The 20,904-nt window shown below is 67.3% G+C and carries 19 protein-coding genes and 7 tRNA genes; 17 read left to right on the top strand and 9 right to left on the bottom strand.

Features of this window, described 5'->3' with window-relative positions:
• Positions 1 to 63: 63 nt before the first annotated feature.
• Positions 64 to 735 carry a C40 family peptidase gene (locus tag C3Y15_RS14765; protein WP_011885182.1) on the top strand — a complete coding sequence of 224 codons (672 nt, stop codon included), beginning with the start codon at positions 64 to 66 and terminating at the stop codon, positions 733 to 735.
• A gap of 90 nt (positions 736 to 825) precedes the next feature.
• On the opposite strand, the gene C3Y15_RS14760 is transcribed toward C3Y15_RS14765, so the two are convergent.
• Positions 826 to 1,740, bottom strand: coding sequence for a patatin-like phospholipase family protein (locus tag C3Y15_RS14760; RefSeq protein WP_011885181.1), 915 nt, complete (start codon positions 1,738 to 1,740; stop codon positions 826 to 828).
• A 279-nt stretch (positions 1,741 to 2,019) separates the two neighbouring features.
• Between C3Y15_RS14760 and gltX the strand changes: the two genes are divergently transcribed.
• The 9 genes from gltX (at position 2,020) to C3Y15_RS14715 (ending at position 5,399) form a co-directional block, all read left to right on the top strand.
• On the top strand, positions 2,020 to 3,429 hold the full coding sequence (gltX, locus tag C3Y15_RS14755) for a glutamate--tRNA ligase (RefSeq protein WP_011885180.1): 1,410 nt from the start codon (positions 2,020 to 2,022) through the stop codon (positions 3,427 to 3,429).
• A gap of 127 nt (positions 3,430 to 3,556) precedes the next feature.
• Positions 3,557 to 3,632 (top strand) — tRNA-Ala (locus C3Y15_RS14750).
• A gap of 137 nt (positions 3,633 to 3,769) precedes the next feature.
• Positions 3,770 to 3,845 (top strand) — tRNA-Glu (locus C3Y15_RS14745).
• Between the two features lie 81 nt (positions 3,846 to 3,926).
• Positions 3,927 to 4,003, top strand: a tRNA-Asp gene (locus tag C3Y15_RS14740).
• 63 nt (positions 4,004 to 4,066) lie between these two features.
• Positions 4,067 to 4,142: transfer RNA gene (locus tag C3Y15_RS14735), tRNA-Glu, on the top strand.
• Positions 4,143 to 4,221: 79 nt separating this feature from the next.
• Positions 4,222 to 4,298, top strand: a tRNA-Asp gene (locus C3Y15_RS14730).
• A gap of 65 nt (positions 4,299 to 4,363) precedes the next feature.
• A tRNA-Glu gene (locus C3Y15_RS14725) sits at positions 4,364 to 4,439 on the top strand.
• Between the two features lie 73 nt (positions 4,440 to 4,512).
• A tRNA-Asp gene (locus tag C3Y15_RS14720) sits at positions 4,513 to 4,589 on the top strand.
• Between the two features lie 345 nt (positions 4,590 to 4,934).
• A complete protein-coding gene (locus tag C3Y15_RS14715; RefSeq protein WP_011885179.1) occupies positions 4,935 to 5,399 on the top strand; it encodes a GNAT family N-acetyltransferase in 465 nt (154 codons plus the stop codon).
• A gap of 27 nt (positions 5,400 to 5,426) precedes the next feature.
• Here the strand turns inward: C3Y15_RS14715 and C3Y15_RS14710 are convergent, their stop codons facing one another.
• Entirely contained in the window at positions 5,427 to 6,320 is an 894-nt protein-coding gene (locus C3Y15_RS14710) for a helix-turn-helix transcriptional regulator (RefSeq protein WP_011885178.1), read from the bottom strand.
• 190 nt (positions 6,321 to 6,510) lie between these two features.
• On the opposite strand from C3Y15_RS14710, the gene C3Y15_RS14705 reads away from it, so the two are divergent.
• The gene (locus C3Y15_RS14705) at positions 6,511 to 6,924 is read left to right on the top strand and encodes a gamma-glutamylcyclotransferase family protein (RefSeq protein ID WP_011885177.1); all 414 of its coding nucleotides are present in this window, start codon (positions 6,511 to 6,513) and stop codon (positions 6,922 to 6,924) included.
• Positions 6,925 to 7,070: 146 nt separating this feature from the next.
• Here C3Y15_RS14705 and aceB read toward each other — a convergent pair whose 3' ends face one another.
• The gene (gene aceB, locus C3Y15_RS14700) at positions 7,071 to 8,663 is read right to left on the bottom strand and encodes a malate synthase A (protein WP_059461323.1); all 1,593 of its coding nucleotides are present in this window, start codon (positions 8,661 to 8,663) and stop codon (positions 7,071 to 7,073) included.
• A gap of 67 nt (positions 8,664 to 8,730) precedes the next feature.
• On the bottom strand, positions 8,731 to 9,492 hold the full coding sequence (locus tag C3Y15_RS14695) for a haloacid dehalogenase type II (RefSeq protein ID WP_059457050.1): 762 nt from the start codon (positions 9,490 to 9,492) through the stop codon (positions 8,731 to 8,733).
• 157 nt (positions 9,493 to 9,649) lie between these two features.
• Here C3Y15_RS14695 and C3Y15_RS14690 point away from each other — a divergent pair, with 157 nt between their 5' ends.
• Positions 9,650 to 10,555 carry a LysR family transcriptional regulator gene (locus C3Y15_RS14690; protein ID WP_059461320.1) on the top strand — a complete coding sequence of 302 codons (906 nt, stop codon included), beginning with the start codon at positions 9,650 to 9,652 and terminating at the stop codon, positions 10,553 to 10,555.
• A 174-nt stretch (positions 10,556 to 10,729) separates the two neighbouring features.
• Entirely contained in the window at positions 10,730 to 11,164 is a 435-nt protein-coding gene (locus C3Y15_RS14685) for a universal stress protein (protein WP_011885173.1), read from the top strand.
• 186 nt (positions 11,165 to 11,350) lie between these two features.
• On the opposite strand, the gene aceA is transcribed toward C3Y15_RS14685, so the two are convergent.
• The 3 genes from aceA to C3Y15_RS14670 all read right to left on the bottom strand — a co-directional run bounded on the left by aceA (position 11,351) and on the right by C3Y15_RS14670 (position 15,207).
• Positions 11,351 to 12,658, bottom strand: a complete 1,308-nt coding sequence (gene aceA / locus C3Y15_RS14680; protein WP_014723240.1) for an isocitrate lyase — start codon at positions 12,656 to 12,658, stop codon at positions 11,351 to 11,353.
• Positions 12,659 to 13,027: 369 nt separating this feature from the next.
• Entirely contained in the window at positions 13,028 to 14,578 is a 1,551-nt protein-coding gene (locus C3Y15_RS14675) for a DEAD/DEAH box helicase (protein WP_124259623.1), read from the bottom strand.
• Between the two features lie 359 nt (positions 14,579 to 14,937).
• Complete coding sequence (locus tag C3Y15_RS14670; RefSeq protein ID WP_011885170.1) at positions 14,938 to 15,207, bottom strand: acyl-CoA-binding protein; 270 nt, start codon at positions 15,205 to 15,207, stop codon at positions 14,938 to 14,940.
• A gap of 160 nt (positions 15,208 to 15,367) precedes the next feature.
• Here C3Y15_RS14670 and tsaB point away from each other — a divergent pair, with 160 nt between their 5' ends.
• Genes tsaB through C3Y15_RS14650 form a run of 4 tightly spaced genes read left to right on the top strand, consistent with a single transcriptional unit; the run spans position 15,368 to position 18,633 of the window.
• Positions 15,368 to 16,135, top strand: a complete 768-nt coding sequence (gene tsaB / locus C3Y15_RS14665; protein ID WP_124259624.1) for a tRNA (adenosine(37)-N6)-threonylcarbamoyltransferase complex dimerization subunit type 1 TsaB — start codon at positions 15,368 to 15,370, stop codon at positions 16,133 to 16,135.
• The gene (gene rimI, locus C3Y15_RS14660; RefSeq protein WP_011885168.1) at positions 16,132 to 16,632 is read left to right on the top strand and encodes a ribosomal protein S18-alanine N-acetyltransferase; all 501 of its coding nucleotides are present in this window, start codon (positions 16,132 to 16,134) and stop codon (positions 16,630 to 16,632) included. Before tsaB ends, rimI begins: the two co-directional genes overlap by 4 nt.
• On the top strand, positions 16,619 to 17,677 hold the full coding sequence (locus tag C3Y15_RS14655) for a uracil-DNA glycosylase (RefSeq protein ID WP_124259625.1): 1,059 nt from the start codon (positions 16,619 to 16,621) through the stop codon (positions 17,675 to 17,677). Before rimI ends, C3Y15_RS14655 begins: the two co-directional genes overlap by 14 nt.
• Complete coding sequence (locus C3Y15_RS14650; protein ID WP_011885166.1) at positions 17,674 to 18,633, top strand: DUF1853 family protein; 960 nt, start codon at positions 17,674 to 17,676, stop codon at positions 18,631 to 18,633. The genes C3Y15_RS14655 and C3Y15_RS14650 overlap by 4 nt, the downstream gene beginning before the upstream one ends.
• 18 nt (positions 18,634 to 18,651) lie before the next feature.
• On the opposite strand, the gene thiD is transcribed toward C3Y15_RS14650, so the two are convergent.
• A complete protein-coding gene (thiD, locus tag C3Y15_RS14645; protein WP_046422728.1) occupies positions 18,652 to 19,461 on the bottom strand; it encodes a bifunctional hydroxymethylpyrimidine kinase/phosphomethylpyrimidine kinase in 810 nt (269 codons plus the stop codon).
• A gap of 67 nt (positions 19,462 to 19,528) precedes the next feature.
• Positions 19,529 to 20,836, bottom strand: a complete 1,308-nt coding sequence (lplT, locus tag C3Y15_RS14640) for a lysophospholipid transporter LplT (RefSeq protein ID WP_045578976.1) — start codon at positions 20,834 to 20,836, stop codon at positions 19,529 to 19,531.
• Positions 20,837 to 20,904 lie beyond the last annotated feature (68 nt).

The following is a 20,904-nucleotide window of genomic DNA, read 5'->3' as shown; positions in this document are numbered from 1 at the left end:
CTGGCTAGTATCGACCGAAATTTTCCGCCAATCAGCTGATTTTTAAGCAAATTCCATCGACCAATGCAGCATCGATCCCTGTCCCAGGCATGTGTGCGCACCGTCGCCGGGCTGTTCATCGGCGCCCTGATCGCAGCAGCTCCCGGCGCGTTCGCCGACGAAGTCAGCAGTTTCAATCAGAATGTCAGCAATTCGACTCAAATCGGGTCGACTTCCCTCCAGCAGACCTCTGCGCAGCCGGCTAGTGGCGGCGCGAAGTCGTTCCTGTCCGGCATGGCGGGCAAGGCGGGCGACGTCGTGGTCAGCGCGCTGAACATGATCGGCGTGCGCTATCGCTGGGGCGGCAATTCGCCGGACTCCGGCCTCGATTGCAGCGGCTTCGTGCGCTACGTGTTCCAGGATACGCTCGGCATGTCGCTGCCGCGTCGCGCGGAAGAAATGAGCCGCGTCGGCGAGAAGGTCAGCATGAGCAACCTGAAGCCGGGCGATCTCGTGTTCTTCAACACGATGCGCCGCACGTTCTCGCACGTCGGCATCTACATCGGCGACAACAAGTTCGTGCATTCGCCGTCGACCGGCAGCACCGTGCGCGTCGACGATCTCGACAGCGGCTACTGGGAAAAGCGTTTCACCGGCGCGCGCCGGCTCGAATCGACGTTTCCGATGAACGCCGAGGATCTGCGCCAGCGCGTGCGCGCCACGATCGGCGACGACGCCGCGAACGGCAGCAACTGATCGTTCGTCAGGTCGAAAGAAACCCTGTCACCGAAAGGCGACAGGGTTTTTTGCTTTTGGGGCCGCGTGAGCGGCGGGCGCCGTGCGCGCTTATGCGGCCACGCCGCCGCGCGCGGCCGCGAGCTTGCGCTGCAGTTCGGGCATGATGCGCGCCACCGCTTCCTCGCCCGCGAGGATCGCCGCGTTGCGCTGATTGAAGTCGCTGCCGCCCATCGCGGCGAGATTCGGGCGGATCACGACGTCCGCATACTTGTCGAGCTCGTAGGTCTTGATCGTCTGGCCCATGATCGTGAAGGTCTGCAGCAGCATCTCGATCGGGTTGTCGGTCGCCGCGCCGTCCGGCCGCGACGAGATGTCCACCGCGATCACGAAGCTCGCGCCCATCTTGCGGGCGAACGACGCGGGCACCGGGCTCACGAGGCCGCCGTCGACGTATTCGCGGTTGCCGATCTTCACGGGCTCGAACACCGACGGCACGCTGCACGACGCGCGCACCGCGAGCCCCGTGTTGCCCTGCTGGAACAGGATCGGCTGACCGTTCTGCAGGTCGGTCGCGACGACGCCGAGCGGCTTGGCCATCTTCTCGATCGGCCGGTTGTTCAGCGTCTTGTTCAGGAAGTTCTGCAGCGCGATGCCCTGCAGCAGCCCGCGCGAGCGGAACGGCAGCGCCCAGTCGCTGATCGCGGCCTGATCCATGTCGAGCGCGATCTTGTTGATCTGCAGCCCGCTCATGCCCGACGCGTACAGCGCGCCGACCACCGAGCCCGCGCTGGTGCCGGCGACGAGGTCGATCGGGATGCCGCGCGCCTCGAGCGCCTTCAGCACGCCGATGTGTGAAAAACCGCGGGCGGCGCCGCCGCCGAGCGCGATGCCGATCTTCACGGGCTTCTGCGCGGTCGCGGCGTTGTCGGGACGAGACTTCTCGCCGAACGACGTGCATGCGGCGAGAGTGGCGGACGCGCATGCGATCGTGAAGTGGCGGCGCGACAGGCGAGGGGACGACATCGAATGATTCTCCGGCGGCTGGGTGGCGGGCCTTGCGGCCCGCGGCGGCGATGGATTGCGAGCGGCCGCGCGGGGCAATCCGGGCGGCCGGCGCCGCGCCCGGGGGCGGTGGCGGCGCGCACATCATAAAGCAAGCGGTGCGCTTGGCGCGCAGACCGGCGCGAGTATAATTCCGGCTTCTTTCCCGTTCCGGGCGCGGCCGGCCCCGTCGTTGTGCGGTTTGCCGCCGTCGTCCCGCGTCGAATCATTCATGCGCCCCAGGCGTTCGAGTTACCGTTTATGACCCGTCCTGTCCGTACCCGCTTCGCACCGAGTCCAACCGGCTTCATCCACCTCGGCAACATCCGCTCCGCGCTCTATCCGTGGGCGTTCGCCCGCAAGATGAAGGGCACGTTCGTGCTGCGTATCGAGGATACCGACGTCGAGCGCTCGTCGCAGGAAGCCGTCGACGCGATCCTCGAAGGGATGCAATGGCTCGGCCTCGATTTCGACGAAGGTCCGATCTACCAGATGCAGCGCATGGATCGCTATCGCGCGGTGCTGGCGCAGATGCTCGAACAGGGCCTCGCTTACCCGTGCTACATGTCGGCCGAGGAGCTCGATGCGCTGCGCGAACGCCAGCGCGCGGCCGGCGAGAAGCCGCGCTATGACGGCACGTGGCGCCCGGAGCCTGGCAAGGTGCTCCCCGAGCCGCCGGCCGGCGTGAAGCCGGTGCTGCGCTTCCGCAACCCGCTGACCGGCACGGTCGTGTGGGACGACGCGGTGAAGGGGCGTGTCGAGATCTCGAACGAGGAGCTCGACGACCTCGTGATCGCGCGTCCTGACGGCACGCCGATCTACAACTTCTGCGTGGTCGTGGACGACATGGACATGAACATCACGCACGTGATCCGTGGCGACGACCATGTGAACAACACGCCGCGCCAGATCAACATCCTGCGCGCGCTCGGCGGCGAGCCGCCCGTCTACGCGCACCTGCCGACCGTGCTGAACGAGCAGGGCGAGAAGATGAGCAAGCGCCATGGCGCGATGAGCGTGATGGCGTATCGCGACGCGGGTTTCCTGCCGGAGGCCGTCGTCAACTATCTCGCCCGCCTCGGCTGGTCGCACGGCGACGCGGAAATCTTCTCGCGCGAACAGTTCGTCGAGTGGTTCGATCTCGAGCACCTGGGCAAGTCGCCCGCGCAGTACGACCACAGCAAGCTGAGCTGGCTGAACGCGCACTACATCAAGGAAGCCGACAACGCACGCCTCGCCGCGCTCGCGAAGCCGTTCCTCGATGCGCTCGGCATCGACGACGCGGCGATCGCGACCGGCCCCGCGCTCGACGCGGTGATCGGCCTGATGAAGGACCGCGCGACGACGGTCAAGGAAATCGCGGAAGGCGCGGCGATGTTCTATCGCGTCCCGGCGCCCGACGCCGATGCGCTCGCGCAGCACGTGACCGACGCGGTGCGCCCGGCGCTGGCCGATCTCGCAGCCGCGCTGAAGGCCGCCGACTGGACCAAGGAAGCGGTATCGGCAGCGTTGAAGGCGACGCTCGCGACGCACAAGCTGAAGATGCCGCAGCTTGCGATGCCGGTCCGGCTGCTGGTGGCGGGCACCACGCATACACCGTCGATCGACGCGGTGCTCGTGCTGTTCGGCCGCGACGCGGTGGTATCGCGTATCGAGGCCGCGCTGGCTTGAGGTTGGGGCGGCGCGAGGCTGCCGTCCGGCGACGCGATGGCGGCTTCGCAAAAAATTTCGCGCCAATCGCAAAAAGGGTATTTACAAGTTCAAATTCGGTCCATATAATCTCATTTCTGTTCTGCAAGGGGGTATAGCTCAGCTGGGAGAGCGCTTGCATGGCATGCAAGAGGTCAGCGGTTCGATCCCGCTTACCTCCACCATCAGAACAAAACAAATTGATTTGCGAAGCGCTGGTAGTAATAAATGCTTCACAAAAAGATTTAAAGCAGTTAGAATTCCGGCCTTCGCTGTTGACGGTAAGTGAATAGCGAAAGTCAGACAGATCTGAAAAGATCATGTCCCCTTCGTCTAGAGGCCTAGGACATCACCCTTTCACGGTGAGTACAGGGGTTCGAATCCCCTAGGGGACGCCAGAATTTAGCGGCGTTTCGTAGAAGTGTCGCGAGGCTTGCAGGAACGTAACCGACGTCCTGCGGGTAACGGTGCAGAAAGTTGGAGCGGTAGTTCAGTCGGTTAGAATACCGGCCTGTCACGCCGGGGGTCGCGGGTTCGAGTCCCGTCCGCTCCGCCAGAACGAAGCCCGTTCAAGACGTATTTGAGCGGGCTTTTGTATTAAGGATGTAAGCAGTACGTTGTCCCCTTCGTCTAGAGGCCTAGGACATCACCCTTTCACGGTGAGTACAGGGGTTCGAATCCCCTAGGGGACGCCAGATTCAGCGGCGTTTCGTAGAAGTGTCGCAGCGCTTGCAGGGCGTGAACGAGGTCCTGTAGGTGGTGATGAAGAAAGCTGGAGCGGTAGTTCAGTTGGTTAGAATACCGGCCTGTCACGCCGGGGGTCGCGGGTTCGAGTCCCGTCCGCTCCGCCAGAACGAAGCCCGTTCAAAGAACGTATTTGAACGGGCTTTTTCGTTAAAGATGTAAGCAGTACGTTGTCCCCTTCGTCTAGAGGCCTAGGACATCACCCTTTCACGGTGAGTACAGGGGTTCGAATCCCCTAGGGGACGCCAGATTTCGGCGTCGTTCGAACAAACGATGCGCCGGCAGGAAGTAACCGACGCCTGCCAGGCAAGAAGCAAGACTGGAGCGGTAGTTCAGTCGGTTAGAATACCGGCCTGTCACGCCGGGGGTCGCGGGTTCGAGTCCCGTCCGCTCCGCCAGAAAATGAGAAAGCCCGCCTCGTGCGGGCTTTTTCATTTGCGTTTTCTTCTCGTGCCCGCATGCGGGCACGTGACTGCGGAGCGGAGGAAGCCGCCTGCGCGGCTTCCGGCGGGACGCGAAGGGTTGCGCGTGCACGCGCAACCGCGGCCTGCGGGATGTAGGCGAGTCCCGTCCGCTCCGCCAGAAAATGAAGAAGCCCGCCTTGTGCGGGCTTTTTCATTTGTGTGTTCCACGCGTGGCGCGCTTGCGGGCGCCTTGATCCTCATCGCCGCTCCGAGAAATTCGCGATTGCATCCGCCGGCGACTGCGCTATCGTGGCGGAGTGCGATCTCGACCCAAGCGCGATGCTCGATCCGACCGACCTGCGACTGCTGTATCAGCTCCGACCTGCGGAGTCCGGCGATTTCCCGTTTGCCGAGGCGCTCACGCACGGCAACATGGGCGCCTATTACAAGCGCCATGGGCTCGTGTGGCGCAGCGACCTGTTCTACGCGAGCTGGCGCGAATCCGAGAACTTCATCCTGGAAGCCGACGGCGAGCGCATCGGCGTGCTGCGCGTGACCGAGGAGGGCGATTCGCTGCATATCCGCGACGTGCAGATCGCCGCCGGTCATCGAGGGCAGGGCGCCGGCACCTACATGCTCGACATGTCGCATCGCTGGGCACGCGCGCGCGGCCTGCACGAACTGCAGTTGCGCGTGTTCGTCGACAACCCGGCCGCCCGCCTTTATCAGCGCATGGGCTATCGCGTCACCGGGCCGCGCCCGGCGCAGCTCGGCTCGATCCGGCACATGGTACGCGCGGTCTGAGCGCACGCACCCGGCACACCGTGCGAGTTACCCGATCGTGTCGAGCGCACCGCGGCCGTCGGTGTCGTCCTCGTCATCATCTGCGGCCGGCACGCGGTCTTCCGTGCCGCGATGCTCGAAGCCGCGCAGCATGAACGCGCGCGGGCTTTCGCCGAATGCACGGCGGAACATCGCCGAAAACGCGCTCTGGCTCTGGTAGCCGAGCTCGCGCGCGACATGCGACAGCGCGCGCCCCTGGTTCAATAACGGGATCGCCCGCGCGAGCAGCGCCTGCTGCCGCCACTGCGAAAAACTGACGCCCAGTTCCTGCTTGAACAGCCGCGAAATCGTGCGCGTGCTCGCGCCGACCTCGCTCGCCCAATGCTCGAGCGACTCCGCATGCGCCGGCTGCGCGAGCACCGACTCGCACAGCATGCGCAGCCGCTTTTCTTCCGGCATCGGCACCGCGAGCGGCAGCGGTTCGGCATGGCTCAGCTCGTCGAGCACGAGCCCGCACAAGAGCCGCTCGCGCGCGCTGCTCAGCGCGCGGGCATCGAGCGCGACGATCAGCTCGCGCAACAGGCCCGTGACCTCGACGACTCGGCATGCGTCGAGCCCGTCCGGCACGATCGATTCGTCGAGATAGACCGTGCGCAGGTACGCCTCCTCGACGATCACGACCTCGTGCGTCACGTGCGGCGGCACCCAGATCGCGCGCGACGGCGGCACCATCCAGGTCGTGCCGGTCGTGGCGACCCGCAGCACGCCGCGCGACGCATACGCGAGCTGCGCCCATGCATGCGTGTGCCGCGGAATCCGCCGGCCCGCGTCGACCTGCCGCGCGCGCACGCGCATCGGGTGCACGCGGGTCGGTGCGAATTCGGGCGGAATGTCGATGACGTCGTACGGGTTCGATGCGTCGGCTTGGGCGGGCGGATTCATGGACGATTCGGTCGGCGCGGCTGCGATGCCGTTATTGTAGAAGGCGCCGCGCAGGCGCATGCGGCGGTTTTTCAGCTGATAATGACCGGCCCGAATGAACTTTGTATGGAGCTGCGCGCATTCCGTCCGGCGTAACGCACGCCGTCGCCGCGACGCCCCGGCCATACCAGAATCGAAGAGGAGAACCACGATGCGCCATGTATTCGTCTACGGCACGTTGCGAGCAGGCGAGGCCAACGACATCGGCCATGCGGCCGCGCGCCACGGCATCCCTGCGCCCACGCTCCTCGGAGCCGTCGCGCTGCCCGGCGAACTGTACGATTTCGGCACTTATCCAGGCATGGTGGCCGGTGCGGCCGGTCAGTCGCTCGTGTGGGGCGACGTGTACGCGGTCGACGAACTGTTGCTGCCCGTGCTCGACGAGATCGAACGCGTCTATCCCGGCGTCGACACGTTGTTCCGGCAGGAACCGGTGACCGTCGAACTCGGCGGCCGAGCCTATGCGTGCGTGTACTACCCGGTCGCCGCGCATGCGGCCGCCGACCGCCCGCGCATCGCGTCCGGCGACTGGGTCCAGCATCGCCGCGAGCGCGAAGCGGCCTGAGCCTGCGCGCCGCGCACGCTCATGCTCAGGGTCACGCGGCCAACGAAAAGCGCCCCGCGGGGCGCTTGGTTCGGACGGCCGCGGTGTCGTCCGACCGGCGGCGGCCTGGCGGCGTCGGCTGGATCCCGCAGGATCCGGCCGCGCGGTCAGATTTCCTCGTACAGCGGCAGCGTCAGGAATTCGGTGAAGCCTTCCGACGTCGACATCTGTTCGAAGATCGCCGCGGCCCGCTCGTACGGCTGAGTGTTGCCGCCGACCGAGCGCTTCACGTTCTCCAGCTCGGCCTTCGCGTATTCGCGCACGAGCTCGGCGGTCACCTTGCGGCCGTCGTCGAGCACGCCCTTCGGCGAGCGGATCCACTGCCATACCTGCGAGCGCGAGATTTCCGCGGTGGCCGCGTCTTCCATCAGGTTGTGGATCGGCACGCAGCCGTTGCCGTCGAGCCACGCGCCGAGGTAGTGGATGCCGACGTTGATGTTGTTGCGCAGGCCGGCTTCGGTGATCGGTGCTTCCGGCTGGAAATCGAGCAGGTTGCGGCCTTCGATCTGCACGTCGTCGCGCTGCTTGCCGATCTGGTTCGGCTTGTCGCCGAGCACCTTGACGAATTCCTCCATCGCGATCGGCACCAGGCCCGGATGCGCGACCCAGCCGCCGTCGTAGCCGTCGGTCGCGTCGCGCTGCTTGTCCGAGCGCACGCCGCCCATCGCCTTGTCGTTCGCTTCCGGATCGTTCTTGATCGGAATCAGCGCGCTCATCCCGCCGATCGCCGGCGCGTTGCGCTTGTGGCAGGTCTTCAGCAGCAGCAGCGCGTATGCGCGCATGAACGGCACCGTCATCGTGATCTTCGAGCGATCGGCCAGGCAGAAGTCGCGGTCATTCTTGAACTTCTTGATCGCCGAGAAGATGTAGTCCCAGCGGCCGGCGTTCAGGCCCGAGCTGTGTTCGCGCAGTTCGTACAGGATCTCGTCCATCTCGAACGCGGCGAGGATCGTCTCGATCAGCACCGTCGCGCGGATCGTGCCGCGCGGGATGCCGACCGCTTCCTGCGCGGCGACGAAGATGTCGTTCCACAGGCGCGCCTCGAGATGGCTTTCCATCTTCGGCAGATAGAAGTATGGGCCCGAGCCGCGCGCAATCAGTTCCTTCGCGTTGTGGAACAGGTACAGCGCGAAATCGAAGATCCCGCCGGACACGCGCTGGCCGTCGACCGTCACGTGCTTTTCGTCGAGGTGCCAGCCGCGCGGACGCACGATCAGCGTCGCGACCTTGTCGTTCAGCTTGTAGGACTTGCCGTTCTGCTCGAGCGAGATCGTGCGGCGCACCGCGTCCTTCAGGTTGATCTGGCCGTCGATCTGGTTGGTCCAGCTCGGCGCGTTCGAATCCTCGAAGTCGGTCATGTACGAGTCCGCGCCCGAATTCAGCGCGTTGATGATCATCTTGCGCTCGACGGGACCGGTGATTTCGACACGGCGGCATTGAAGGTCGGCCGGCAGCGGCGCGACCTTCCAGTCGCCTTCGCGGATCGCCTTCGTATCGGCGAGGAAATCGGGGCGCTCGCCGGCGTCGAGGCGCTTCGTGCGCTCGACGCGCGCCTGCAGCAGCGCCTGGCGACGCGGCTCGAATGCGCGATGCAGCGCCGCGACGACGGCGAGCGCGTCGGGCGTCAGGATCGCTTCGTAGCCCGGCTTGATTTCGCCGGTGATCGCCATGCCTTGCGGCAGCGTGATCGGGGTGCTCATGAGTGTCATCTCCTTGGTCGGTCAGTTGCGGTTTCGGTGAAAGGGTGAGGCGGCAGCGCGGCGCGCGTCATGCGCCCGGGCCGGGGCGCGCGCGGTTGGCCGGTCTGCCGGACGAAGCCGGGGTGGCGAGGAATGCGAGCAGGTCGGCCATGCCGCTGCCGGTGCCGTCGGGCGACACGCCGAGCTCGTCGGCGGGCGCGCCGGTGCGGTTCAGCCAGAACGTCGTGTAACCGAACCAGGCGGCGCCGGCGACGTCCCACGCGTTCGACGACACGAACACGAGCTCGCGCGGCTGCGCGCCGAAGGCGGCGGTGCCGAGCGCATATGCGAGCGGGCTCGGCTTGTACGCGCGCACGGTGTCGACGGACAGCACGCGATCGAACAGGCCGGCCATGCCGGCGCTCTTGATCGCGATGTCGAGCATGTCGGGGTTGCCGTTCGACAGGATCGCGAGCGCCGGGCGCGGTTCGAGCGCGCGCAACCGGCGCAGCGCGGGCACCGTGTCGGGATAGGTCGACAGGCATGCGTATTGGTCCATTAGCCGCTTCTCGGCCGCGCTGTTCAGCGCGAGGCCGAGCGCGCGTGCGGCGAAGCGCAGCGCGTCGAGCGTGATGTCGCGAAACGGGCGATAGCGCGCGCCGGCCGGATCGGCGAGCGTGCGCAACTGCGAATATTCGATCTGCTTGCGCCGCCACAGCTGCGACAGCCGGTCGCCGTGACCGGGAAACATCTGCTCGGCCGCGGCCACGACCGCATGCACGTCGAACAACGTGCCGAATGCGTCGAACAGGATGGCGGCGGGAGAGGAGAGTGTCGTTGTGGCCGACATAGCCTTGCGCTCGAGTTTCAGAGGTCGAATCGATTCTATTCGTGATCGCAGCTTCTAAAAAAGACGCGAATCATCACTTGATTTTTTACTTTCATATACATAATCTTGGTCGCTCAGACGAATTGAAGGGCGGCGGCGCTGCCGCCCGTTGCGAGTCATGGACCGGTTCAAGCAGATCGAAACGTTCGCCGCGGTCGCGGCGAAGGGCAGCCTGTCGGCGGCCGCGCACGCGGAGGGCGTCGCGCCGGCGATCATCGGCCGCCGCCTCGACGCGCTTGAGGAGCGGCTCGGCGTGAAGCTGCTGGTGCGCACGACGCGCAAGCTCACGTTGACCTTCGAAGGCTCGGCGTTCCTCGAGGATTGCCAGCGGATCATCAACGACATGCAGAACGCCGAGGCCAGCGTGTCGGCGGGCGGCGTGAAGGCGAGCGGCCATCTGCGCATCTCCGCGCCGGCCGGCTTCGGGCGGCGTCACGTCGCGCCGCTCGTGCCGGAGTTCAGCGGCGCGCATCCGGACGTATCGGTCACGCTCGACCTGTCCGACCGGATGGTCGACCTCGTCAACGAAGGGTTCGATTGCGCGGTGCGGCTCGGCGAGCTGCCCGATTCGTCGCTGGTGTCGCTGAAACTGGGCGAGAACCGCCGCGTGTGCGTCGCGTCGCCCGCGTATCTCGCGCGCCGCGGCACGCCGGCGACGCTCGCCGAGCTCGTGCGCCACAACTGTCTGGCGCTGGCCGCCAATGCGAACCAGCAGCGCGGCTGGACGTTCCAGGAGGACGGCAAGGTCGTGTCGATCCGCGTGAGCGGCACGATGGAGTGCTCGGACGGCGCGGTGCTGCACGAATGGTGTCTTGCCGGCTACGGCCTCGCCTGGCGCTCGTGGTGGGAGGTCGGCGACGACGTCGCGGCCGGCCGTCTGGTCAGCGTGCTCGACGCGTTCGCGGCGCCGCCGATCGGCATCCATGCGGTGTTTCCGCAGCGCCGCCATCTGCCGCTGCGCGTGCGCCTCTTTCTCGACTATCTGAAGCACACGTACGAACGGCCGGGGTATTGGGGCGCATAGGGCGCATGGCATGCTGCCGCGTCGTCCCGCGCGTTTCCGATATGAGGGCGAACCCGCTGCCGGCGTCGGCAGCCGGGTTTCGCGCACTACAATCGAAGCTGGCGTGCGCGACGTTCCGCGGCGGCTTGGCTCGCGGACGCGGCGCGCGCGGTCCGACTGACGCAGGAGGGCGCGATGTTCCGGCACATCCTCGTTCCAACTGACGGCTCCGAGCTGTCGCAGAAGGCGATCGACGGCGCGATCGATCTCGCGCGTGCGGTCGGCGCGCGTGTCACCGCCTATGCGTGCCTGCCGCAGTACCCGTACTCGCCGTTTTCCGAGGTGATCATCGAGCCGCCGGCCGATTTCCGGGCCCGCAGCGAGCGCGAGGCCCGCGCGCATCTCGACGACGTGCAGGCCGCCGCAAAGGCAGCCGGCGTCGCATGCGACAGCTGGACGAGCGTGCATCCGTCGCCGTACCTCGGCATCATCGAGGCGGCCGAGCGCGGCGGCTGCGACGTGATCTTCATGGCGTCCCACGGACGTCGCGGGCTCGGCAGCCTGCTGATCGGCAGCGAAACGCAACGCGTGCTGACCCATACGAAAATTCCGGTGATCGTCTATCGGTAATGGCGGCGGCCTCGGCGCTACGGCCGTACGACCGTACGACCGTACGGCGGCGCCGAAAAAGGGCGCGCCGGACCAGGCCGGCGCGCGTCGTTGCAGGCGGCCGAAGCCGCGCGGCCGGTCGCGCGACTTTCGTCGCGCGCCTGCCGTCTCCTCCCTGATTGTTGTCCGGTGCGGTGCTGGCGCGCCTTATGCCACCTTCTTGCCGTCGAAGAACTGTTCGTCCTCGGTCGAGCCGTGCAGCGCGGTGGTCGACGCTTCGCGCTCGACCGTCTGCGTCACCGCGTCGAAGTAGCCGGTGCCGACCTCGCGCTGGTGCTTGACCGCGGTGAAACCCTTGTCGGCCGCTTCGAACTCGGCCTGCTGCAATTCCACGAAGGCGCTCATCTGCGTGCGGGCATAGCCGTGCGCGAGGTTGAACATCGAGTAGTTCAGCGCGTGGAAGCCGGCCAGCGTGATGAACTGGAACTTGTAGCCCATCGCGCCGAGTTCCTTCTGGAACTTCGCGATCGTCGCGTCGTCGAGGTTCTTCTTCCAGTTGAACGACGGCGAGCAGTTGTACGACAGCATCTTGCCCGGGAACTGCTTGTGGATCGCCTCCGCGAACTTCTTCGCGTACTCGAGATCCGGCTTGCCCGTCTCGCACCACACGAGGTCCGCATACGGCGCATACGCGAGGCCGCGCGAGATCGCCTGCTCGAGGCCCGGCTTGGTGCGGAAGAAGCCTTCGACCGTGCGCTCGCCGGTGAGGAACGGCTTGTCGTTGTCGTCGATGTCGGACGTGATGAGGTCCGCGGCTTCCGCGTCGGTGCGGGCGACCAGGACGGTCGGCGTGCCCATCACGTCGGCGGCGAGCCGCGCCGCCGACAGCTTCGCCACGGCCTCGCGCGTCGGCACGAGCACCTTGCCGCCCATGTGGCCGCATTTCTTCACCGATGCGAGCTGGTCCTCGAAGTGGACGCCCGACGCGCCGGCCTCGATCATCGCCTTCATCAGCTCGAACGCGTTCAGCACGCCGCCGAAGCCGGCTTCCGCGTCCGCGACGATCGGCGCGAAGAAATCGACGTAGCCTTCGTCGCCAGGGTCCTTGCCTTCCGACCACTGGATCTGGTCGGCGCGCGTCAGCGTGTTGTTGATGCGCTTGACGACGAGCGGCACCGAGTTCGCCGGATACAGCGACTGGTCCGGGTACATTTCACCGGCGACGTTCGCGTCGCCGGCCACCTGCCAGCCCGACAGGTAGATGGCCTTCAGCCCGGCCTTCACCTGCTGCATCGCCTGGTTGCCGGTGAGCGCGCCCAGCGCGTTGACGAACGGCTCCTCGTTGATGAGCCGCCAGAGCTTTTCCGCGCCGCGCTTCGCGAGCGTGTGCTCGACGGCGATCGAGCCGCGCAGGCGGACCACGTCGTCGGCCGTATAGCCGCGCTTGATGCCCGTCCAGCGCGGATCGGTGTCCCACTGCTTCTGCAGTTCCAGTGCCTGTTGCTGTCGCGACATGATGTGCTCCTTGATACGGTGTATTGCCTGATGGTTCGAATCGGACGCTGACGATGCTGTTTCGCGAGACCGGTGAAGGTCGCGAAGTCTTGTATAAGAGTCTAGGCAAACCGCTGGAGCGGAAACAGAGGCTTTTCGGAACCCGATGAAATTTTTTAATCGTTATGAATCAGTGGGATATGCGGAGCGTGTCGCATTGAGAAACGGGTTTTTCCATCACGCAACGGCGCGGGTTGTGCCACGCAGCATGATTTTTTACGACGCAAAAAAATTTCCCGCATCGTGAAATGTAGCGCGAGACGAAAAAAAACCGGCGCGGGTGCGCCGGTCTTGCCGATGGCTGGGGCGGCGGGGCCGCCCGGGACGTGCTTACGACGCCGAGTTGCTGCGACGCGGGCCGCCGCTGCGCTGGCCGTCGCGGCGCGGACCGCCGTCGCGGCTGCCGCCCGGCTTGCCGCTCCAGCCGCCGCCGTTGCCGTTGGCATTACCGCCGCCGTAGCTACGGCCATTGCCGCTGCCGTAGCCGCCGCCCGGCTTGCCGCCGAAACGGCGACCGCCGTTACCGCCGCCCGGACGGCCGCGACCGCCGCTGCCCGGCGTGCGGGTCGGTGCCTTGCGCGGCTCGAAGCCTTCGATCACGTTGACCGGCAGCGGCGAGCGCACGAAGCGCTCGATGCGCTTGAGCGCGCCTTGTTCCGCGTGGTGCACGAGGCTCACCGCGGTGCCCGAGCGACCGGCGCGGCCGGTGCGGCCGATACGGTGCACGTAGTCTTCCGCGAACTTCGGCAGGTCGTAGTTGAACACGTGCGTGATGCCGGGGATGTCGATGCCGCGGGCCGCGACGTCGGTCGCGACCAGCACGCGCACGCGACGCTCGCGCAGCGCACGGATTGTGCGGTTGCGCGCGCCCTGCGGCAGGTCGCCGTGCAGCGCGGCCGATTCGAAGCCGGCGTCGGCGAGGCGGCCGGCGAGCTGGTCGGCGTCGATCTTGGTGGCCGTGAAGATGATCGCCTGGTCGAGCGCGTCGTCGCGCAGCAGGTGATCGAGCAGGCGATCCTTGTGGTCGCGGTCGTCGACGTAGTGCACCGTTTGCGCGATGTTCGCGCGCGACTCGATCTTCGCGACGATCTCGATGCGCTCCGGGTTGTTCAGCAGACGGCTCGTCAGCGAACCGATCTTGCCGTCGAGCGTGGCCGAGAACAGCATCGTCTGGCGCGACGCGGGCGTCGCGGCGACGATCGTTTCGATGTCGTCGATGAAGCCCATGTCGAGCATGCGGTCGGCTTCGTCGAGCACGAGCATCTTCAGTTCCGACAGGTCGATGCGGCCGCGCTCGAGGTGGTCGAGCAGGCGGCCCGGCGTCGCGACGAGGATCTCGGGGTTCTTCGCGAGCAGCATCAGCTGCTGGCCGTAGGCCACGCCGCCGAGGATGCTGACCGTGCGCAGGCGACGCAGGTGCTTGCCGTAGGTCGTCGCGGCCGTGGTGACCTGCATCGCGAGTTCGCGGGTCGGCGTCAGCACGAGCAGGCTCGGACGAGCGACCGGTTGCGGGCGGCGCGCACGGCGGTCGCCCTGGTTCGGTTCACGCGGCGCGCGCGGTTGCTGCGCCTGCGATTTCTGGATCTGCGCGAAGCGTTCGATCGCGGGCAGCATGAAGGCGGCCGTTTTGCCCGAACCGGTCGGGCTCGATACCAGTAGATCCCGGCCGGCGATACCGGCCGGAATCGCGCGCTGCTGCACCGGCGTCGGCTTGGCGTAGCCGGCTGCCTCCAGCGCGGAGACGATCTCCGGCGACAGCCCGAGCGACGCGAAAGTCGGCTCGTCCGACGCCGGTTCGACTGCGGCCGGTGCGGCGGCGTCGAGACCGAGCGCCTGGTCGGCGATCGCGTTGAGCGGGCTGGTGTTGATGCTCGAAGTCATAACAATCCTTGAAACACAGTGGGTGAAACGTCGGCGCCAATCGCGCATACCCAAGTCGTCGGATTCAGCGAGCAAATCGGGAAACGGGTGCAATCCGCCGAACCGTCGGCGGATGAGGCATTAGAAGCTGTTTTGGGTGCGGCGCGCTTCTGGAGCGAGGCCGCCAGCCTGATACGTGACGACCGCGAGGGTCGAAGCAGGAGGGGACAGGTTCTAAACCGGATTGGAGCTTAACGCTACGAGGCGTCGTGCCGGAACGGCTTACGAGCCGAGCGCGGGAGGTGACGCAGCCAGCATTATAACGAAATTTGCTGCGCTGCGCCACTGATTTGAGCAGTCCTTGCGGCGGGAGGGCCCGATCAGGACGCCGTGCCGTTCTTCAGCGATTCGACCAGCTCGACGTATTGCTGCTTCGCCGCGTCCTGCGACGTGCCTTTCAGCGCTTCCCAAGCATCGTACTTGTACTTGCCGACGATGTCGGTGAAGCCCGGCTTGTCGCCGTGCGCGTCGCCGTCGGTCGCCTGCTTGAACAGCGCGTACAGACGCAGCAGCGTCAGGTTGCCCGGGCGCTCGGTCAGTTGCTTGACGTCGATCTGGGCCTGGTCGAATTGGGCGGTGAGGTCGCTCATCGCGTGTCTCCGTAAATAGTTCACTAAGGGTTTCAGGTCCGGCCGATCTTAACAAGCGCCGCGCCGCGCGGGGTCGAGCGATCCTTCCAAACCGCCCGCGGCGCGCCGCGCGCCCCGCGATCGTCGCCGAACGCCCGTCGGAGCGGGGCGCCGCATTACAATGTCGGCCATGACGCAAACAGTGCTCCTCGCCATCGATACGTCGACCGAATACTGCTCGGTCGCGCTGCTGCGCTCGGCTCCGGCCGACGCCGCCGTTTCCTCCCCGCAAACCTGGGTCCGCCACGACCTGACGGGCGCCGTGTCCAGCACCCGCGTGCTGCCGGCCGTCCAGGAGCTTTTCGCCGAATCGGGCCTCGCGCTCGCCGATTGCGATGCGATCGCGTTCGGCGCGGGCCCCGGCTCGTTCACCGGCCTGCGTACCGCGACCGGCATCACGCAGGGTCTCGCGTTCGGCCGCGGGCTGCCGGTCGTGCCGGTCGGCACGCTGCTCGTGTGCGCCGAGCACGCGCGGCTGCGCGCGCCGGGCACGACGCGCGTGCTGGCCGCGCTCGATGCGCGGATGGACGAGGCGTACTGGGCCGATTTCGCGTGGGACGAGCGTGCGGGCGACTGGCAGACGCTGCATCCGGCGGCGCTCGATGCGCCGGGCGCAGTCGGCGTGCCCGATGCGCCGTTCACGCTCGCGGGCAACGCCGCCGCCGCGTTCGGTGCGCAATTGCCGGCTGCCGCACGGGCCGCCGTGATCGACGGCGAAGCGCTGCCGCATGCGCTGGCGCTCGCGCATGTCGCGCTGCGCGCGTTCCGCGCCGGCCGGACGGTGCCGGCCGAGCATGCCGCGCCCGAATACGTGCGCGACAAGGTCGCGCAGACCACCGCCGAACGCATGGCCGCGCGCGCCGCGCAGGCAGGCGGAGCGAAGCCATGACGGGTGTGTTGCTCAGCGATCGCTACCTGTCGCCGATGACCGATGCCGATCTCGACGAAGTCGTCGCGATCGAGCAGGTCGCGTACGAATTCCCGTGGAGCCGCGGCAACTTCGAGGATTCGCTGCGCAACGGCTATTTCGGCGTGTGCCTGCGGCACGTGACCGGCCCGCTCGTCGGCTATTGCGTGCTGATGCCGGTGATCGACGAGATGCATCTGTTGAATCTGTGCGTCGCGCCGGCCGTTCAGCAATCGGGCGCCGGCCTCGCGCTGCTGCGCGAAGCGGTGCGTATCGCGCGCGCGGAACGGCTCGACGGCGTGTTGCTCGAGGTGCGGCCGTCCAATGGGCGCGCGATCCATCTGTACGAGCGCTTCGGCTTCGCGACGATCGGCCGGCGCAAGAACTACTATCCGGCGAAGCATCGCAGCCGCGAGGACGCGATCGTGATGCGTCTGACGCTGAACAAGGACGAGGGGGACGCGCATGGCGTGGGCTGAAGCAGCGCTCGAGGAAATGGGTCTCGCGCAGATCTGGGTGCGGCGCGGGCAGGGGAGGCAGGGCAGTGCGGCGGGTGATGCGGTGGCGGGCGCGATGGATGATGCGGTGGCTGCAACGACCGCAACGACCGCGACCGCCGTGCCGGCCGACGTCGCTCAGGCCGCGGCTTCGCCAGCGCAACGCGCGACGCGATCGGCACAGCCGGCCCAGGCCGCGCAGCCCGTGCAAGCGCGTGAGGATGCGACGCCCGTCGGCACAGCCATGCCGAGAGCCGAATCGGACCGTCCCGCCCGCACCGCCGCCGCGGCCGACCATGCATCGATGCCCGCAACATCGCCCGCTCCCGCGAGCGACATGCCGCTTGCCGCCGAGGACGATTTCGCCTGGTTCGACGCGACGCCGCCCGGCGATCCGCTGCCGCCGGCCGAGATGCGCGCCGACGTCGCGCCGGTCGCGACGCTCGACTGGGACGCGCTCGCCGCGCGCGTGGCCGGCTGCACGAGCTGCCGCCTGTGCGAGAAGCGCACGCAGACGGTGTTCGGGGTTGGCGATCGCGAAGCGGACTGGATGCTGATCGGCGAGGCGCCGGGCGAGAACGAGGACAAGCAGGGCGAGCCGTTCGTCGGCCAGGCCGGCAAGCTGCTCGACAACATGCTGCAGTCGCTCACGCTCGCGCGCGGCACGAACGTCTACATCGCGAACGTGATCAAGTGCCGGCCGCCCGGCAACCGCAATCCGGAGCCGGACGAAGTGGCGCGCTGCGAGCCGTATCTGCAGCGCCAGGTCGCGCTCGTGAAGCCGAAGCTGATCGTCGCGCTCGGCCGCTTCGCCGCGCAGACGCTGCTGAAGACGGACGCGAGCATCGCATCGCTGCGCGGCCGCGTGCACACCTACGAAGGCGTGCCGGTGATCGTCACCTACCATCCGGCCTACCTGCTGCGCAGCCTGCAGGACAAGTCGAAGGCATGGGCCGACCTGTGCCTCGCGCGCGATACGTTCCGGCAGTCGGCGGTCACCGACGCGAGCGGGCCGGCCGGCCGATGACGCACGACGCGGCGTTCGCATTCGTCGATACGCTGCGCGATGCCGCGGTACGCGATCTGGGCTGGCTCCTCGCGAGCCCGAGCCTGCTGACGGCGGCGCCCGGTGCGCCGCTCGCGCATCCCTGGTCGGATGCGATCGAGCGCGTGGCCGTCGAAGCATGGCTCGCCGCGCTCGACGCCGCGCCGCAGCCGCTGCACCGCGCGCTCGACGGCGTGCGCCCGGTGCGGCTCGGCCGCTATGCCGAATGCCTGCTCGAATATTTCCTCACGCATGGGCCGTCGTTGCGGCTCGTCGCCGCGAACCTGCCGCTGCGCAGCAACGGCAAGACGCTCGGCGAAGTCGACTTTCTCGTCGACGCACCGGACGGGCGGCGCCTGCACTGGGAACTCGCGGTCAAATGCTATCTGTGCGCGCCGCTCGCCGGCGCGGCATCGCTCGCCGATTTCGTCGGCCCGAACCTCGCCGACCGTCTCGACCGCAAGCGCAGCCGGCTGCTCGAGCACCAACTGCGGCTCGGCGATCGGCACGGCTTCGCGCTGCTCGGCTACGGCGCGCCGTCCGACGCGCAGATGTTCGTCAAGGGCTGGCTGTTCTATCCGCACGGCGTGCCGCTGCCGCCGGTGTCCGCCGAAATCGCCGACGATCATCCGCGCGGCTTCTGGCTCACGCACGCGCAATGGCCGGCGTGGGCGGCCGCGCAACCCGACGGCGCGGCATGGAGCGTGCTGCCGCGGCTCGCGTGGCTCGCGCCGCGCCGGCTCGCGCCGGATGCCGCGCCCGAAGCGCTGGCGGATACGTCCGGCGTGCCGTCCGCGCTCACCGCGCGCCAGGCGCCCGCGCTGATCGGCGTCTATCGGCAGCGTAACGATCGCCTCTGGCGCGAGACGGCGCGCGGCTTCATCGTGCCCGACGACTGGCCGGCGCGCGCTGTCGCGTTCGCCGCGCCGGACCGCTGACGCACGCTCGGCCGGCGCTCACCACCACCGATGGAAGTGATGCACCGGGCCGACGCCGCGACCGACGTCGAGCCGGCCGCTCGCGGCGATCGCGCCGGTCAGGTAGGTCTTCGCGTCGCGTACCGCGCTGTCGAGGTCGGGCCGTTGCGGCAGCAATGCAGCGATCGCCGACGCGAGCGTGCAACCGGTGCCGTGCGTATTGCTGAGCGGCACGCGCGCGCCGTCGAGCCGCACCGCGTGCGCGGCGTCGACGAGCCAGTCGGGGCTCACGGCCGCATCGGGCAGGTGACCGCCTTTCATCAGCACCGCGCGCGCGCCGGTCTGCAGCAGCGCGCGGCCTTGCCGGACCATGTCGTCCTCGGTCGTCGCGTGCGCATCGCCGAGCAGCGCGGCCGCTTCGGGCAGGTTCGGCGTAACGACGGTTGCGAGCGGCAGCAGCGTGCTGCGCAGCGCATCGACCGCGTCGGGCGCGAGCAGCGCGTGCGCGCTCTTCGAGATCATCACCGTGTCGAGTACGACGAACCGCGGCGCGTAACGCCGCAGCGCCTCGGCCACCGCATGCACGATCGACGCGTTCGCGAGCATGCCGATCTTCACCGCGTCGATCCGGATGTCGTCGAACACCGCATCGAGCTGCGCGGTGACGAACGCGGCGTCGGGCGCATGCACGCCGGTCACGCCGCGCGTGTTCTGCGCGGTCAGCGCGGTGATCGCGCTCGCGCCGTACGCGCCGAGTGCGGAGAAGGTCTTCAGATCGGCCTGGATGCCCGCGCCGCCGCCCGAATCGGAACCGGCGATCGTCAGGACGTTGGGTATCGGGTGCGTCATGATGGCAACGCGCCGGTTCGACGACCGGCGCGGATGGACTGGAGCGGAAGGAACGGCAAGTGTAGCGTCAGTGCCGCGATTCGCCGATCAGCGCGACCGAGTCGAATTGACGCTGATTCGCCTGATGGCGGCGCATCACGAGCCACATCGTCAGGCAGACGAACGTGCCGAACAGCACGATCACGATGCCGACCGGCACGTCGAGCCAGACCAGCACCGCATACAGGCACAGCATCACGAGCACCGACAGGTTCTCGTTGAAGTTCTGCACCGCGATCGAGTGGCCGGCCGACAGCAGCACGTGGCCGCGATGCTGCAGCAGCGCGTTCATCGGAACGACGAAGTAGCCGGACAGCGCGCCGACGGCGATCAGGAAGAGGTAGGCGACGATCAGGTAGACCGGCAGGCGCAGATGGCCGATATGCACGGCCCAGTGCGCCGGGAACAGGTTGCGCGTATAGAACGCCATCAGCATCACGGCGATGCCCATCATGATGCCGACCGGCAGCACGGTGAGCGACTTCTTCAGCGGGATCCGCGCGGCAGCGGCGATCGCGCCGCCCGCGACGCCGACCGCGACGACCGCCTGCAGGATCGCGCCTTCCGACAGCGACATGTTCAGCGATACCTCGGCCCACTTCAGCACGATGAACTGCAGCGTCGCGCCCGCGCCCCAGAACAGCGTCGTGACCGCGAGCGAAATCTGGCCGAGCTTGTCGCGCCAGAGCACCATGAAACAGTCGGCGAAGTCGGTGAGCAGCTTGACCGGGCCGCGCTCCTGCTTCGGGTAGCGGGCGCCGGTATCGGGAATGCGCAGATTGAACAGCGCGGCGACCACGTAGATCATCATGATGATCGCCATCGCGGCTTCGGCCGGCGTGGCGATCCACGCAGGCGTGTGCGCGATCACGTGCACCGCGATGTGCGGGCTGATCAGCGCGCCGCCGAGCACGGTGCCGAGAATGATCGAGCTGACCGTCGTGCCTTCGATCCAGCCGTTCGCGGCCACCAAGCGGTCGGCCGGCAGCAGCTCGGTCAGAATCCCGTATTTGGCCGGCGAGTACGCGGCGGCGCCGAACCCGACGATCCCGTACGCGAACAGCGGATGGGCGCCGACCAGCATGATCAGGCAGCCGAGGACCTTGATCGTGTTCGTGATGAACATCACGCGACCCTTCGGGCGCGAGTCGGCGAATGCGCCGACGTACGCGGCCAGCACCACATAGGACAACACGAAGAACAGCTTGAGCAGCGGTGTCATCCAGTTGGGCGCGTGGAGGTCTTTCAGCAGGGCGATGGCGGCGATGAGAAGCGCATTGTCGGCCAGCGACGAGAAAAACTGCGCGGCCATGATGGTGTAAAAACCTTTTTTCATCTGATGCGATGCTTTCGTCGCTGCGGCAGGGCCGCGTAGGCCGCCTGGTATGCGATCGGCTTATTCCG

The sequence above is a fragment of the Burkholderia sp. B10 genome (assembly GCF_004368385.1).
Taxonomy (GTDB): Bacteria; Pseudomonadota; Gammaproteobacteria; order Burkholderiales; family Burkholderiaceae; genus Burkholderia; species Burkholderia vietnamiensis.
Note: the sequence above shows the minus strand (reverse complement) of the source record. Positions and strands in the feature narration are given on the sequence as shown.

What these genes read in the sequence shown, in the direction of transcription:
- C3Y15_RS14765 (WP_011885182.1), top strand. Translation starts at nt 64, where the DNA reads ATGCAGCATCGATCCCTGTCCCAGGCATGTGTGCGCACCGTCGCCGGG.
- C3Y15_RS14760 (WP_011885181.1), bottom strand. Translation starts at nt 1,740, where the DNA reads ATGTCGTCCCCTCGCCTGTCGCGCCGCCACTTCACGATCGCATGCGCG.
- gltX (WP_011885180.1), top strand. Translation starts at nt 2,020, where the DNA reads ATGACCCGTCCTGTCCGTACCCGCTTCGCACCGAGTCCAACCGGCTTC.
- C3Y15_RS14715 (WP_011885179.1), top strand. Translation starts at nt 4,935, where the DNA reads ATGCTCGATCCGACCGACCTGCGACTGCTGTATCAGCTCCGACCTGCG.
- C3Y15_RS14710 (WP_011885178.1), bottom strand. Translation starts at nt 6,320, where the DNA reads ATGAATCCGCCCGCCCAAGCCGACGCATCGAACCCGTACGACGTCATC.
- C3Y15_RS14705 (WP_011885177.1), top strand. Translation starts at nt 6,511, where the DNA reads ATGCGCCATGTATTCGTCTACGGCACGTTGCGAGCAGGCGAGGCCAAC.
- aceB (WP_059461323.1), bottom strand. Translation starts at nt 8,663, where the DNA reads ATGAGCACCCCGATCACGCTGCCGCAAGGCATGGCGATCACCGGCGAA.
- C3Y15_RS14695 (WP_059457050.1), bottom strand. Translation starts at nt 9,492, where the DNA reads ATGTCGGCCACAACGACACTCTCCTCTCCCGCCGCCATCCTGTTCGAC.
- C3Y15_RS14690 (WP_059461320.1), top strand. Translation starts at nt 9,650, where the DNA reads ATGGACCGGTTCAAGCAGATCGAAACGTTCGCCGCGGTCGCGGCGAAG.
- C3Y15_RS14685 (WP_011885173.1), top strand. Translation starts at nt 10,730, where the DNA reads ATGTTCCGGCACATCCTCGTTCCAACTGACGGCTCCGAGCTGTCGCAG.
- aceA (WP_014723240.1), bottom strand. Translation starts at nt 12,658, where the DNA reads ATGTCGCGACAGCAACAGGCACTGGAACTGCAGAAGCAGTGGGACACC.
- C3Y15_RS14675 (WP_124259623.1), bottom strand. Translation starts at nt 14,578, where the DNA reads ATGACTTCGAGCATCAACACCAGCCCGCTCAACGCGATCGCCGACCAG.
- C3Y15_RS14670 (WP_011885170.1), bottom strand. Translation starts at nt 15,207, where the DNA reads ATGAGCGACCTCACCGCCCAATTCGACCAGGCCCAGATCGACGTCAAG.
- tsaB (WP_124259624.1), top strand. Translation starts at nt 15,368, where the DNA reads ATGTCGGCCATGACGCAAACAGTGCTCCTCGCCATCGATACGTCGACC.
- rimI (WP_011885168.1), top strand. Translation starts at nt 16,132, where the DNA reads ATGACGGGTGTGTTGCTCAGCGATCGCTACCTGTCGCCGATGACCGAT.
- C3Y15_RS14655 (WP_124259625.1), top strand. Translation starts at nt 16,619, where the DNA reads ATGGCGTGGGCTGAAGCAGCGCTCGAGGAAATGGGTCTCGCGCAGATC.
- C3Y15_RS14650 (WP_011885166.1), top strand. Translation starts at nt 17,674, where the DNA reads ATGACGCACGACGCGGCGTTCGCATTCGTCGATACGCTGCGCGATGCC.
- thiD (WP_046422728.1), bottom strand. Translation starts at nt 19,461, where the DNA reads ATGACGCACCCGATACCCAACGTCCTGACGATCGCCGGTTCCGATTCG.
- lplT (WP_045578976.1), bottom strand. Translation starts at nt 20,836, where the DNA reads ATGAAAAAAGGTTTTTACACCATCATGGCCGCGCAGTTTTTCTCGTCG.